Here is a 14259-nt window from a genome sequence, read left to right on the forward strand (position 1 = left end):
CGGACATGTCTCAGTCAGCATCGAAGGCCATACCGGTCGCCACGACAGTGCGGTCCGGTGGTGCGCGGATCAGCCGATCGGCAATGCCGATCCTGGCGATCGCGATCGCGGCCTCGCTCGCCGGTTGTGCCAAGCGCGACAGCATCACGGTCGGGGCGATTCCCGATGATTATCGCACCACGCATCCGATCGTGATTGCCGAGAAGAACCAGAAGCTGGACCTCCCGGTCGGCGCCGGCGATCGCGGCATGACCGGCTCGCAGCGCGACACGCTTCTGGGCTTCCTTGACGGCTACGACAGGAGCGCTGCCCCGGCGCTGACGATCGCAACCCCGATCGGCTCGGCCAATGAGGTGGCGGCGACTGCCGCGGCGCGCGATTTCGCCAGGCTGGCGGTTGCCAGCGGCATCAAGCGAAACCGGATCGTGGTGACCTCCTACCAGTCGGTTTCCCCGGAAGCCTCGGCGCCTATCCGCGTTTCCTATATTTCGGTGAGAGCCCAGACCGACAAATGCGGGCGCTGGCCCGAAGACATCCTCGCAACCTCCGAAAACAAGCACTACGCCGATTACGGCTGCTCCTCTCAAAACAACCTCGCTGCGCAACTCGCCAATCCGGCCGATCTGCTCGGGCCAAGAAAGTCGTCCGATATCGACGCCGAGAACCGCGGCGCGGTGATCGACGTCTATCGCGGCAGAGGTATTTCGGACGAGTTCCTCGGCAGTTCGGAAGTGACGTATTAGGAGCGCCGGTCCCGCGTAGAGACCGGAAAGAGAAGTCACGGAAAAGAGCATGACGATGAGCAATCTTGCCTACGACACGCCCGGAGACGGCAGCGACAGCTCCCAATCGGATGTTGCAGCGATGCAGGCGCTGCGGCCGGTGCCGCGTATTTCTATCCAGGCATTTTGCGAGACGGAAGGTGTCGCGCATCCGGTGGAGCGGGCCGGCGAGGATCGCCGCATGGCCAAGGCGCATCTGAAAGTGCATATGGGCGGCATCGCCACGGCGATCGAATTCTATCAATCGGCGCCGACGCCGAACCTCATCCTGCTGGAATCGCGCAGCGAACCGAAGCAATTGCTGGAGCAGCTTGCCCAGCTTTCAGAATATTGCGATCCCTCCTCCAAAGTCGTGGTGATCGGCCACTACAACGATGTCGGTCTCTACCGCGAACTCATTCGCTTCGGTATTTCCGAATATGTCATCGCACCGGTGTCGATGGCCGATATCGTCTCCGTGGTGTCATCGATCTTCGTCGATCCGGAAGCCGAGCCGATCGGCCGCTCGATCGCCTTCATCGGCGCCAAGGGCGGCGTCGGCTCCTCGACCATCGCCCACAATGTAGCGTGGGCGATGTCATCGCTGTTCAAGTCGGAAGTGGTCGTCGCCGATCTCGACCTGGCTTTCGGGACGGCCAACATAAATTTCGACCAGGACCCTGCGCAAGGCATCGCCGAAGCCGTGTTTTCGCCCGAACGAGTTGACGAGGTCTATCTCGACCGGCTGCTTGCCCAGTGCGCCGAACATCTGTCGCTGCTCGCCGCGCCCTCCACCCTCGAACGTGTCTATGATTTCGATCCCGATGCGTTCACGCAACTCATCGACACCGCGCAGCGCAGTGTGCCGCTGCTGGTGCTCGACGTTCCTCATGTCTGGACTGGCTGGACCAAGAACACACTGATCAAGGCTGACGAGATCGTCATCACGGCGACGCCGGAACTGGCCAATCTGCGCAACACCAAGAATCTGGTCGATATGCTGACGCGGCTTCGCCCGAACGATCCGCCGCCGAAACTGATCATCAACCAGGCCGGCGTACCGAAGCGACCCGAGATATCCGCTTCCGACTTCGCCGAACCGCTCAGCCTCACGCCGATGTCGGTCATCGCCTTCGACCCGTTGTTGTTTGGAAATGCCGCCAACAACGGCCGCATGCTGGGCGAGATGGATGCCAGGAGCCCGGTCGTCGGCATGATCAACGAAATCGCGCATGTCCTGACCGGTCGCAGCGAAATCAAGGCCAGGAAGAAGGCAGGCCTTGGCGGCCTGCTCGGCAAGCTCTCGCGTAACAAGAAATGACGCTCCCCTCCAAATCAAGAAGTAGAGCATGATGTCGTCCGAAAACCGCTTCGGCATCATGTTCTGGACGGAATTGGTAGTCGATCATGTTTGGTAAAAGAGGCTCCGACGACGGCGGCCGGTTCACCCCGGAGTTCCGTCAGCCAGCACCGGCGCCAGCGGCGCCGGCCACTGCAACGCCTGCGGAAATGGCGGTACTTGCCCGGCCCGCGGCAGCGCCGCCTGGAGCGCCGGGAACCCCGCCAACTCGCCGTGCCGTTGAGGCGCCATCGATGGCGCCGGAGCCGCCAAAAAAGATCCAGCGCGAAAAAAGTGAAACCTACTACGACACCAAGAGCCAGGTCTTCTCCGCGCTCATCGACACCATTGACCTGTCGCAACTCGCCAAGCTCGATCCCGAGAGCGCGCGCGAGGAAATCCGCGACATCGTCAACGACATCATCGCCATCAAAAATTTCGCAATGTCGATCGCCGAGCAGGAAGAGTTGCTCGAGGACATCTGCAACGATGTGCTGGGCTACGGCCCGCTGGAGCCGCTGCTCGCCCGCGACGATATCGCCGACATCATGGTCAACGGCTCCAAGAACGTCTACATCGAAGTCAATGGCAAGGTCGAACAGACCGGCATCCGCTTCCGCGACAATCAGCAGCTGCTCAACATCTGCCAGCGCATCGTCAGCCAGGTTGGCCGCCGCGTCGACGAATTGAGTCCGATCTGCGACGCCCGCCTACCCGACGGCTCCCGCGTCAACGTCATCGCCCCGCCGCTCTCCATCGACGGCACCGCGCTCACCATCCGCAAGTTCAAGAAGGACAAGCTGACGCTCGATCAGCTGGTCAAGTTCGGCGCCATCTCGCCGCAGGGCGCCGAGATCCTCAAGATCATCGGCCGCGTCCGCTGCAACATCGTCATCTCCGGCGGTACCGGCTCTGGCAAGACGACGCTGCTCAACTGCCTGACCAACTATATCGACCGCGAGGAACGCGTCATCACCTGCGAGGACTCGGCCGAACTGCAACTGCAGCAGCCGCACGTGGTGCGTCTCGAAACCCGCCCGCCCAATCTCGAGGGCGAAGGCGAGGTGACCATGCGCGACCTGGTCAAGAACTGCCTGCGCATGCGGCCCGAACGCATCATCGTCGGCGAAGTGCGCGGACCGGAGGTTTTCGACCTGCTGCAGGCGATGAACACCGGCCATGACGGGTCGATGGGAACGATCCACTCCAACAGCCCGCGCGAATGCCTGAACCGTATCGAATCCATGATCGCCATGGGCGGCTATTCGCTGCCGCAGAAGACCGTGCGTGAAATCGTCGTCGGCTCCATCGATGTCATCATCCAGGCAGCACGCCTTCGCGACGGCTCGCGCCGCATCACCCACATCACCGAGGTGATCGGCATGGAAGGCGACGTCATCATCACGCAGGATATCGTGCTCTACAACATCAAGGGCGAGGACTCGAATGGAAGGCTGCTTGGCGAGCACGTGTCGACCGGCATCGGCCGCCCGCATTTCTGGGATCGCGCCCGCTACTATGGCGAGGAACAGCGCCTCGCCAATGCGCTGGAATCGATGGAGAAACGCGCTGACTGACGCATATCGAGGTTGGAAGCAATTCCAGGAAAAGTGTGAAGCGGTTTTCCCGGGAAAAGCGCGTAGCGCTTTCCCTTGGGAATTGCGTCAAAACAAAGCGATAGCGCATATCGCCGTTTCCTTGAAACGGCGATATGCGCTGGGGACCGAGGTCGATGTTCGGAATTGACACCACCGTACTGGCGTTCATCGTGCTCGCCGGCTTCAGCGCCGGTGCGGTCGCCTATGCCTTCCTGTTCACCAAGATGAGCAACGAGAAGCAGGCCGGCAAGCGGCTCGAGACGATCAAGGCGGCCGAGACCGATCGTTCGGTCGTCAAGGCTTCGCGCGACCGCGTCGCGGAGGCGGTCAAGCGGCGTAAATCTGTCCAGGACACGCTGAAACAGCTCGACGAAAAGCAGAAAACCAACGAACTCGCCGTCAAGAAGCCGCCGTTGAAGGCCCAGATTCGTCAGGCCGGCATGCAGGTCTCGATCGAACGTTTCTATATCTACTCCGTCATTTGCGGCATCGCGCTGACGGTGCTTGCCTATCTCGCCGGCGCGCCGCTTCTGGTCCTGCCGGGCGCGCTGCTGGCGGGGGCGCTCGGCCTGCCGCGCTGGTTCGTCTCGTTTCGCCGCGCGCGCCGGGTCAAGGCGTTCCTCAACGAATTTCCCAACGCCCTCGACATCATCGTGCGCGCCGTCAAATCCGGCCTGCCGCTCAACGACGCCATTCGCCTGATCGCCAGTGAATCGCCGGAGCCGGTCAAGACCGAGTTCCGCCGGATCGTCGATTCACAGCAGATTGGCATGTCCATCCCCGATGCCACCTTGCGCATGGCTGAAACCATGCCGTGCAGCGAGGCAAGCTTCTTCGGCATCGTTATCCAGATCCAGTCACAGGCCGGCGGTAATCTCTCCGAGGCGCTTGGCAACCTGTCGCGCGTGCTTCGCGATCGCAAGAAGATGAAGGCCAAGGTCCAGGCGCTTTCCATGGAAGCCAAGGCGTCGGCCGTCATCATCGGCGCGCTGCCTTTTGTCGTCGCCCTTCTCGTCTATCTGTCGAGCCCGAACTACATCATGCCGCTGTTCACCACCAGCACCGGCAATCTGATCCTCGGCTGTTCCGGCGTCTGGATGTCGATCGGCATTCTGGTGATGCGCAAGATGATGAACTTTGAAGTTTAGGCCGACCTTGGAAAGCTCGAAACGAAAAGACTGAAAACGAATGACCGACCAAGTCGTAAAATCGCTGACCGATCCTGCCTTCCTGATAGCGTTGCTGGTTGGCATTGCGGTGTTCGCGACCGTCTTCACGGTGCTGCCGGCCCTTGGTGGCAATCAGCTCAAGACGCGCATGAGATCGGTGGCGCTGGAGCGTGACGAATTGCGCGCCAAGCAGCGCGCGCGGCTTGCCAATGAAGCCGATCGTCGCCGCAAGGGGCTGCGCGAAGAGCAGTCGATCGGCATGCGCAACATCGTCGACAGGCTGGACCTGCGGCGTGCGTTGGCCGATGAAGGCACGTTGCAGAAGCTCAAGGTGGCGGGCTTTCGTGGCCAGAACCCGCTGACGCGCTTCCTGTTCTTCCGCCTGATCCTGCCTTTTGTCGGTTTCGCGCTGGCAGGGATCTATCTGTTCGTGCTCGGCGGACTGCCGGACCGGCCGGCCTTCGTGAAACTGTTCGTCTGCATCCTTGTCGCCTACGCGGGTTTCTACGCGCCGATCCTTTACGTCAACAATCGTGCCGCCAAGCGCAAGCAGTCGATCCAGGCGGCGTGGCCGGATGCGCTGGACCTGATGCTGATCTGCGTCGAATCGGGCATGTCGGTCGAGGCTGCCTTGCGCAAGGTCTCCGAGGAGATCGGTTCGCAGTCGGTGGCGCTGGCGGAGGAATTCGTGCTGACCAACGCCGAACTCTCTTATCTGCAGGAGCGCAGGCAGGCTTATGAAAACCTCTCGGCTCGTACCGGCCTGGAATCGGTGAAGTCAGTGTCCCAGGCGCTGGTCCAGGCCGAACGCTACGGCACCCCCGTGGCGCACGCATTGCGCGTGCTGGCCTCGGAAAGCCGCGACATGCGCATGAATGCCGCCGAGAAGAAGGCCGCCGCCCTGCCGCCGAAGCTTACCGTGCCGATGATCCTGTTCTTCCTGCCGGTTTTGTTCGCCATCATTCTGGGCCCAGCCGGCATTCAGGTCAGTCAGCGCGGCATCTTCGGCGACCAGCACAATTCCTCAAGCCAGTAGGCCTCGTTGCAGCCGTACAAAAGAGCCGCACTGCCAATGCAGTGCGGCTCTTGGTTTTCAGCGTTGATGCGTGGACGGATTTGCGCTGTGCGGAGCCGGCGCCCATGCGGCGCTCAGTTGGTCGCCGGCTTTGCCTTGTCCTGATCCTTGAGTTGGCTCCAGGCGTTCTGCTGGGCAAGCATCTGGCGAAGATAGGCTACATTGGCTTGCGCCTGTTCGGGCGAAAGCTCCTGCGAGGCGATCTTCTCGGCCTCGTCGAAGCGGCCCTGCAGTCCCACGACCAGCGCAAGGTTCTGGCGCACCCGGCTGTCGGCATTCGGTTGCTGGGCTGCCGAGCGCATATAGGTCTCGGCGGTGCGCAGATCGCCTTCCAGCACATAGGACATGCCGAGATTGGAAAGGATCGAGGGTTCGTTCGGCTTGAGGTCCAGCGCCTTGCGGTAGTTCTGGCGCGCTTCATCCTTCTGGCCAAGCTGGTCGAGAATGGCGGCCTCGGCCGACATCAGCCGCCAGTCCGGATATTCCGGTGTCTGCGCCCGGCGCACGGCGTCGAGCGCCGGCTCGAACTGGCCGTTGGCGGCCAGCGCCTTGCCGTAGGCGGCAAGCACGTCGCGGTCCTTGGGGTAGGCGATCGCCAGCTTGCGCATCACGGCAAGCGACTGGTCGGCATCGCCGTCCATCTGGAGCGCCGCCGCAAAATTTGTCGCCAGCCGCTTGTCGTTGGGGTTCTTTGCGTAGGATTCGCCCAGCCGCCCGGTCGCCCCGTGCAACTCGCTGGCCGACATGGTTTCCAGCGGTTTGCCGCTGGTGCGCCCGATCGAGCCGGTCGTGAGCTTGCTGGTTCCGCACCCGGCAACACCGGCCGCCAGCGCCATCAGCAGTGCCGTGGTGACCAACCGTTTGCCCGTGACGTTCATCCTGCGGTTGGTGGGCATCGGCACGGGGCTCTCCATTCCTGCGCGTGGCCATTCACGTGGCCATCTTCATCCCCGCAGAAATATTCTGTTAACCCTAACGGACAGTTAAAAAGTGAGCCGTCGGATCGGTGAACGGCCCGCCGGAAGCCTTTGGCCTGGCAGTCCCATGCCGGCCCCTGTGCATAGATGTTGAAATCATCCGACGTCCCTGTCACTTGACTGAGGTCGACCTGCAAGCCTCCCGGAGACCATCGAATGCCCGTCGAACTCATCGAGACACTAAACACTGCCCTGCCGGTCCATCTGGTCGCGAGCGATGGACTGGAGGCCTTGGGGCTTTCGCCTTCCATGACCGCATGGGCGGCCGCCAACGGCTTTTCCGGCGAAGCCGGTAGGACGCTCGCCGTTCCCGGCGACAACGGTTCCCTTGCCGGCGCCTTGTTCGGCGTCGGTGACGGCGAGGGCGCGCTGGCCGTCGGCATGCTGGCGAGAGCCTTGCCGGAAGGCGACTGGCATTTTGCCGCCGCTCCAGCCGAGCCGGAACTCGCGGCCATAGCCTTGGTGCTCGGCGGTTACGTCTTCACTCGCTACGGAAAGAAATCAGGCAAGACGCTGCGTTTTGCGCTGCCGCTCGGCGTAGATGCAGGACGCGTCCGGCGCATCGCCGACGGCGTCTTCCTGGCGCGCGACCTCGTCAACACGCCGACCAGCGACATGGGACCGGACGAGTTGGAGAAGGCCGTGCGGACCCTGGCGGCCACTCACAAGGCCGAGGTGTCGGTGATCAAGGGGGATGATCTCCTGAAGCAGAATTTCCCGATGATCCATGCGGTCGGCCGGGCCTCGGTCGGAGCGCCGCGACTGATCGACATGGTTTGGGGACCGGAAGGCGCGCCGAAGGTGACGCTGGTCGGCAAGGGTGTCTGTTTCGACACTGGCGGCCTCGACATCAAACCGTCGTCGGGCATGCTCTTGATGAAGAAGGATATGGGCGGCGCCGCCAATGTGCTGGGCCTGGCCTCGATGATCATGGCTGCCGGGCTGAAGATCCGGCTGCGCGTCCTGATCCCGGCGGTCGAGAATTCGATTGCCGGCAACGCCTTCCGGCCTGGAGATGTACTGACCAGCCGCAAGGGCCTCACCGTCGAGATCGGCAACACCGACGCCGAAGGGCGGCTGGTGCTGGCCGATGCGCTGGCGCTGGCCGATGACGAGGAGCCGGAACTGCTGATCAACATGGCGACGCTGACCGGGGCAGCGCGTGTCGCGCTCGGTCCCGATCTGCCGCCTTTCTACACTGGCGACGAAACGCTGGCGTCCGAACTGGCTGCGGCCTCGGTGGCCGTCGAGGATCCGTTGTGGCGCATGCCGTTGTGGCGGCCCTATGACGCCAGGCTGGCGTCGAAGATCGCCGACATCAACAACGTCACCACCGACGGCTTCGCCGGTTCGGTCACCGCGGCGCTGTTCCTCAAGCGCTTTGTCGAACGGACAACGGGCTGGGCGCATTTCGACATCTTCGCCTGGAACCCGTCCGATCGCCCCTACGGACCCGCCGGCGGCGAGGCGCAAGGCATCCGTGCACTGGAGCGGGTCATTTCGAGGCGCTATGCCTGACGCCCTGAGACGGCCACCAAAACTGAAACGGAACCGAAACAATTTGCCGTCATGCTCGGGCGATGTCGATTTCGATGCGTCCGAGCCAGGCGATGCGGCTGTGGCAGCAGGTGATGCTGTCGCAGGTGCGCGCCGGCGCGCCAGATCTCACCATGCGCCAGACGGCGATCCTGTTCACCATCTATCTCGACCCGCCGCCGCACACGGTGCGCGGTCTAGCCGCCCGCCTCAATGTTACCAAGCCGGTTATCACCCGCGCCCTCGACACGATGGGTGCGCTGAAACTGGTGTCACGCCATCGCGACGAGCTCGACAAGCGCAATGTGCTGATCCGGCGCACGGTCGAAGGCGCGCTCTTTGTCGAGCGCTTCGGGGATGGTATCGTTGCCAGGGCTCATGAACTGCCCATCTGATCAATCCATGAATTAGAACGAGTACCGATTTGACTGCCAGGGATGCCCGCCTCCACGCCTTCCGTTCCGACCTCGCCGATGCAAGGCTGAAAGGGGAGGTTTCGGCCGATCGCTTCGTCACCGGCCGTCGGGCTCGGATCACGGCCTCCGTGGCTGACGTGCGCAAGGCACCGCGCCCGGATGCCGGCGTCAACACGCAGGTACTGTTCGGCGACGATGTGCTTGTCTTCGAGGAAGCCGAAGGCTGGGCCTGGGTCCAGGCCGAACGCGACGGCTATGTCGGCTACGTCGGCGCCACCATGCTGGGCGCACGCGAGCATGCGCCAACCCACATCGTCACGGCGCCGCGCACTTTTCTCTATCCAGGCCCGGATCTGCGCTTTCCGATCAGCGGGCAATTGTCGATGGGCTCGACGGTGACGGTGAGGGGCGCTGCCGAAACGCGCGGCACGCACTATGCGCTGTTGCCTTCCGGCGAGGCGCTGATCGCCGGCCATGTGCGCCCGGTCAGCGATATCGCCGCCGACTATGTCTCGGTCGCCGAGATGTTTATCGGCACGCCCTATCTCTGGGGCGGCACCTCCGGCTTCGGCATCGACTGTTCTGGCCTCGTGCAACTGGCCATGCGCATGGCCGGCCGCAATGTGCTGCGTGATTCCGACATGCAAGCGGCAGGCCTCGGCGAGCCGCTCGATCCGGGATTCGATTATGCCGGGCTAAAACGCGGTGACCTGGTGTTCTGGAAGGGCCATGTCGCGATCATGACCGACGCCGAGACCATGATCCACGCCAACGGCCACACCATGCTGGTCTCGCGCGAAGGGCTGAAGGAGGCGATCGGCCGGATTGGGTATCTCTATGGCGGGCCGACGGGCTTTCGGCGGCCGTAGCGCCTCTTCCTTCGCTCCCGTTCACGGGGAGAAGGTGCCCGAACGGCGGATGAGGGGCGGCGCCAGCGATTGAAAGCTCGCGCTGCCCCTCACGTGCCTGCCGGCATCCTCTCCCGTACGGGGTGAGGATAACTCACCCGATCACCTTTTGTTCCGATTTTCCTTGGCGATCGCGCGCCGTCGCGCTACCTCTTTCGCGTGACCGAGCAGCCGCGCCTTGCCAAACAAAATGCCGCCGTCCTTCTGCCCGAGCCATTCATCAGATGGTTTGGCGAAAAAGGCTGGTCGCCGCGCGCTCACCAGATCGAGCTGCTGGCGAAGGCTCAAGCCGGGCAATCGGTGCTCTTGATCGCACCGACCGGCGCCGGCAAGACACTGGCCGGCTTCTTGCCATCGTTGACCGAACTGGCCAACCGCCCCAGACGCAAAGCTGGTATGGCACGGCGCGGCATCCATACGCTCTACATCTCGCCGCTGAAGGCGCTGGCCGTCGACATCGAGCGCAATCTCGGCAAGCCCGTGGAGGAGATCGGCCTGCCCGTCACCATCGAGACGCGCACCGGCGACACCCCTTCGCACAAGCGGCAGCGCCAGAAACTGGCGCCGCCCGACATCCTTTTGACCACGCCCGAGCAATTGGCGCTGCTGATTGCGGCCGGCGATGCCGGGCGCTTCTTCGAGGATCTGCGCTATGTCGTGCTCGACGAGTTGCATTCGCTGGTGACATCGAAACGCGGCCATCTGCTGGCGCTCGGGCTGGCGCGGCTGCGCAGCATCGTGCCCGGCCTGCAGACGATCGGTCTGTCGGCAACGGTGGCCGAGCCCGACGAGTTGCGGCGCTGGCTGGTGAGCCAGAATCCGCCCAAAGGCCTGGCAAGTCCCGATATGTCTGAGCTCATCGTCGTAACCGGCGGCGCGAAGCCCGAAATCTCGATCCTCGATTCGGAAGAGCGCGTGCCATGGGCCGGCCATTCGGCGCGCTATGCGACGCCGGAAATCTACCGCGAGATCAAGCGCCACAAGACCACCCTGCTGTTCGTCAACACCCGCAGCCAGGCCGAGCTGCTGTTTCAGGAATTGTGGCGGGTCAACGAGGATACCTTGCCGATCGCGCTGCATCACGGCTCGCTCGATGTCACCCAGCGCCGCCGCGTCGAGAAGGCGATGGGAGACAATGCCTTACGTGCCATCGTTGCCACCTCGACGCTCGATCTCGGCATCGATTGGGGCGACGTCGATCTGGTCGTGCATGTCGGGGCGCCCAAGGGCGCCAGCCGGCTGGCGCAGCGCATCGGCCGTGCCAACCACCGCATGGACGAGCCGTCGAAGGCGATCCTCATCCCGGCCAATCGTTTCGAGGTGCTGGAGTGCCGGGCAGCGCTGGACGCCAACTATCTGGGCGCCCAGGATACGCCGCCGCTGGTCAATGGCGGGCTCGATGTGCTGGCCCAGCATGTGCTGGGCTGCGCCTGCGGAGCGCCGTTTCGCGCCGACGATCTCTACGAGGAAGTGCTGACAGCAGCGCCCTATGCCAGCCTCGACCGGCCGACATTCGACCGCGTCATCGATTTCGTCGCCACCGGCGGCTACGCACTGAAGAACTACGAGCGCTACGCCCGCATCCGCCTCAACAAGGACGGCATGTGGCGGGTCTCCAATCCCCGCGTCGCGCAGCAATATCGGCTGAACGTCGGCACCATCATCGAGGTGCCGGCGCTCAATGTGCGTTACGTCAAGGCCGGCAGCAAAGGCTCGGCTTCGCACGGCGGCCGGGCTCTGGGCAAGATCGAGGAGGCCTTCCTCGAAACGCTGACGCATGGCGACACCTTCATGTTTGCCGGCAAAGTGCTGCGCTTCGAAGGCATCCGCGAGAACGAATGCTTCGTCTCGAATGCGCCGGGAAGCGACGCCAAGGTTCCTTATTATGGCGGCGGCAAATTTCCGCTTTCGACTTACCTCGCCGAGCAGGTGCGCGCCATGCTGGACGACCCGCAGCGCTGGAAGAAGCTGCCCGAGCAGGTATCGGACTGGCTGCGGTTCCAGGCCGACAAATCGGAATTGCCCAAACGCGACGACCTCTTGATCGAGACCTTTCCGCGCGGCAACCGTCACTATCTCGTCGCTTATCCTTTCGAGGGCAGGCTGGCGCACCAGACGCTCGGCATGCTGCTCACCCGCCGGCTGGACAGGGCCGGCGCCAGGCCGCTTGGCTTCGTCGCCACCGACTACGCATTGGCCATCTGGTCGCTGGGCGATATGGGCGCGATGTTCAAATCGCGGAAACCTTCGCTTGGCGCTCTGTTCGACCAGGACATGCTGGGCGACGACCTCGAGGCTTGGCTGGCCGACAGTTGGCTGCTCAAGCGCACCTTCCGCAACTGCGCGCTGATTTCAGGCCTGATCGAGAAACGTCACCCCGGCCAGGAGAAAAGCGGCCGCCAGGTCACCGTCTCGACCGATCTGATCTATGACGTGCTGCGCAGCCATGAGCCCGACCACATCCTGCTGCAGGCGACGCGCGCCGACGCGGCGACCGGTCTGCTCGATGTCAGCAGACTTGCCGACATGCTCTCGCGTATCCAGGGTCGAATCGTGCATAAGGCACTCGAACAGATATCGCCGCTGGCCGTGCCGATCATGCTCGAAATCGGCAAGATGCCGGTGAACGGCGAGGCCGACGAAACGCTGCTGATGGATGCCGCGACTTTGGTCGAGGAAGCCATGGGTCCTGGGATGGTTGAGGAATGAATTTTTCGCTGGCGCGGGCATCGCTGATCGCCGAGGCCGACTTTGTCGGCATCGCGGGCGAGCGCGCGGTCTGTGATTCGCGCGGCGTGCTCTATTTCCCCGATCTGAGGCTGCTCGCGGTCTCCGACCTGCATCTGGAAAAGGGCTCGTCCTTCGCCAGGCGCGGCGCACTGATCCCGCCCTACGATACCGGCGCCACTCTGCTCCGGCTGCAGGCGGTAATCGCGGACTATCAGCCGGCCATCGTCATCAGCCTGGGCGACTCCTTCCACGACGGCGGCGGCGCCGAGCGCATGCATCAAACCTTCCGCGATCGGCTGGAAGCATTGATGGCCGGCCGCGACTGGTTCTGGGTCGCCGGCAACCATGACCCGGAAGCGCCGGCGGATTTGCCCGGCGAGACGGTGCGCGAACTCGCCATCGGCTCGCTGCTGTTCCGCCACGAGCCGTCGAAGATAAGAACCGAGGGCGAAGTTGCCGGCCATCTTCACCCTTGCGCCCGCATCGTCCAGCAGGGCCGCTCGGTGCGGCGGCGCTGCTTTGCCGGCGATGGCGGCCGCATGATCATGCCGGCCTTCGGCGCTTATACCGGCTCGCTCAACGTGCTCGACCGCGCCTATGCCGGCCTGTTCCGCCGCGAGACGTTGATAGCTTATATGATGGGCGCCGCGCGCATCTTCGCCATTTCCGGTTCGATGCTGCGGCCGGGCTGAGTTTCTACGGTATAAGCACGGTTGCGCCTGTCGTCTGCCGTGCTTCGAGCCGGCGGTGCGCCTCCGCCACTTCGGCAAGCGGCATGCTTGTGTGCACCGGGATTTTCACTGCGCCGCTGAGGACGACGCTGAACAGATCCTCGCTCATGGCGACGACGTCCTCACGCCTGGCGAGATGATGGAACAGCAACTGCCAGGTGGCGAACAGCGAACCCTTTTGCATCAAAAGCATGATGTCGAAGGGCGGGATCGACCCCGACGCTGTGCCGTAGCTGACGAAGGTGCCGAACGGCCGCAGGCAGTCGAGCGAGGCGGGGAAGGTCGCGTTGCCGACGCCGTCATAGACGACGTGGCAGCCTTCGCCGTTGGTGACCTCTTTCACCCGTGCGGCGAAATTCTCTTTGCTGTAGTCGATGACATGGTCGCAGCCATTGGCGCGCGCAAGTTCGGCCTTTTCGGGTGAACCGACCGTGCCGATGACGGTCGCGCCGAGATGTTTGGCCCATTGCGTCAGGATGAGGCCGACGCCGCCCGCCGCGGCATGCACCAGGATGGTATGGCCCGCCTCGACGCGAAACGTGCGGCGCAGCAGATATTGCGCCGTCAGCCCTTTCAGCATCATCGCCGCACCTGTCTCGAAATCGATGGCGTCGGGCAGATGCACGACGAAATGCGCGGGCACGATGCGTTCTTCGGCATAGGCGCCGAGCGTCTCGACATAGGCGACTCGGTCGCCAGGCGCGAAGCCGCTGACGCCTTCACCGACGGCGACGATTTCGCCGGCGCCTTCATTGCCGGGAATGAATGGCAGAGCGGGCGGCGCGTATTCGCCGGTGCGAAAATAGATGTCGACGAAGTTGAGGCCGACCGCCCGGTTGCGCACGCGCACGTCGCCCGGTCCGGGCTGGCCGATGTCGACATCTTCGTAGGCGAGCATATCTGGCCCGCCATGGCGGTGAACACGGATCGCTTTCATGGTTTTCTTCCCTGCGCTGTTCTCTTGAGTGTGAGATAGCGCGTGGCGAGATATCATTGTAGACTGATACCTATGACATCAG

Annotated in this window: 13 protein-coding genes; 10 read left to right on the top strand and 3 right to left on the bottom strand. The window is 63.3% G+C overall.

Annotated elements, in window-relative coordinates:
* Window positions 1-5: 5 nt before the first annotated feature.
* The 5 genes from AC3EML_RS07765 to AC3EML_RS07785 all read left to right on the top strand — a co-directional run bounded on the left by AC3EML_RS07765 (window position 6) and on the right by AC3EML_RS07785 (window position 5903).
* Complete coding sequence (locus AC3EML_RS07765) at window positions 6-743, top strand: CpaD family pilus assembly protein (protein WP_023692562.1); 738 nt, start codon at window positions 6-8, stop codon at window positions 741-743.
* Window positions 744-798: 55 nt separating this feature from the next.
* Complete coding sequence (locus tag AC3EML_RS07770) at window positions 799-2082, top strand: CpaE/TadZ family protein (RefSeq protein WP_352521691.1); 1284 nt, start codon at window positions 799-801, stop codon at window positions 2080-2082.
* 86 nt (window positions 2083-2168) lie between these two features.
* Window positions 2169-3677: a TadA family conjugal transfer-associated ATPase gene (locus AC3EML_RS07775; RefSeq protein ID WP_488505182.1), complete on the top strand. Its 1509-nt coding sequence runs from the start codon at window positions 2169-2171 to the stop codon at window positions 3675-3677.
* Window positions 3678-3832: 155 nt separating this feature from the next.
* Window positions 3833-4846 carry a type II secretion system F family protein gene (locus AC3EML_RS07780; RefSeq protein ID WP_023669592.1) on the top strand — a complete coding sequence of 338 codons (1014 nt, stop codon included), beginning with the start codon at window positions 3833-3835 and terminating at the stop codon, window positions 4844-4846.
* A 40-nt stretch (window positions 4847-4886) separates the two neighbouring features.
* The gene (locus AC3EML_RS07785) at window positions 4887-5903 is read left to right on the top strand and encodes a type II secretion system F family protein (protein ID WP_023826811.1); all 1017 of its coding nucleotides are present in this window, start codon (window positions 4887-4889) and stop codon (window positions 5901-5903) included.
* 113 nt (window positions 5904-6016) lie between these two features.
* On the opposite strand, the gene AC3EML_RS07790 is transcribed toward AC3EML_RS07785, so the two are convergent.
* The gene (locus AC3EML_RS07790; protein ID WP_023669594.1) at window positions 6017-6838 is read right to left on the bottom strand and encodes a tetratricopeptide repeat protein; all 822 of its coding nucleotides are present in this window, start codon (window positions 6836-6838) and stop codon (window positions 6017-6019) included.
* Between the two features lie 237 nt (window positions 6839-7075).
* Here AC3EML_RS07790 and AC3EML_RS07795 point away from each other — a divergent pair, with 237 nt between their 5' ends.
* The 3 genes from AC3EML_RS07795 to AC3EML_RS07805 all read left to right on the top strand — a co-directional run bounded on the left by AC3EML_RS07795 (window position 7076) and on the right by AC3EML_RS07805 (window position 9740).
* Entirely contained in the window at window positions 7076-8437 is a 1362-nt protein-coding gene (locus tag AC3EML_RS07795; protein WP_352521658.1) for a leucyl aminopeptidase family protein, read from the top strand.
* Between the two features lie 62 nt (window positions 8438-8499).
* Window positions 8500-8850 (top strand): MarR family winged helix-turn-helix transcriptional regulator, encoded by a 351-nt coding sequence (locus AC3EML_RS07800; protein ID WP_023669596.1) that lies wholly within the window; start codon window positions 8500-8502, stop codon window positions 8848-8850.
* Window positions 8851-8879: 29 nt separating this feature from the next.
* Complete coding sequence (locus AC3EML_RS07805) at window positions 8880-9740, top strand: C40 family peptidase (protein WP_352521659.1); 861 nt, start codon at window positions 8880-8882, stop codon at window positions 9738-9740.
* Between the two features lie 141 nt (window positions 9741-9881).
* Here the strand turns inward: AC3EML_RS07805 and AC3EML_RS07810 are convergent, their stop codons facing one another.
* Window positions 9882-10076 carry a hypothetical protein gene (locus AC3EML_RS07810; RefSeq protein ID WP_245260071.1) on the bottom strand — a complete coding sequence of 65 codons (195 nt, stop codon included), beginning with the start codon at window positions 10074-10076 and terminating at the stop codon, window positions 9882-9884.
* Between AC3EML_RS07810 and AC3EML_RS07815 the strand changes: the two genes are divergently transcribed.
* Window positions 9984-12488 carry a ligase-associated DNA damage response DEXH box helicase gene (locus AC3EML_RS07815; protein WP_245262675.1) on the top strand — a complete coding sequence of 835 codons (2505 nt, stop codon included), beginning with the start codon at window positions 9984-9986 and terminating at the stop codon, window positions 12486-12488. The genes AC3EML_RS07810 and AC3EML_RS07815 overlap by 93 nt on opposite strands.
* Complete coding sequence (pdeM, locus tag AC3EML_RS07820; RefSeq protein WP_023669598.1) at window positions 12485-13201, top strand: ligase-associated DNA damage response endonuclease PdeM; 717 nt, start codon at window positions 12485-12487, stop codon at window positions 13199-13201. Before AC3EML_RS07815 ends, pdeM begins: the two co-directional genes overlap by 4 nt.
* A gap of 4 nt (window positions 13202-13205) precedes the next feature.
* On the opposite strand, the gene AC3EML_RS07825 is transcribed toward pdeM, so the two are convergent.
* Window positions 13206-14177: a quinone oxidoreductase family protein gene (locus AC3EML_RS07825; protein ID WP_023688710.1), complete on the bottom strand. Its 972-nt coding sequence runs from the start codon at window positions 14175-14177 to the stop codon at window positions 13206-13208.
* Window positions 14178-14259 lie beyond the last annotated feature (82 nt).

The organism is Mesorhizobium sp. P170090, from assembly GCF_057786115.1.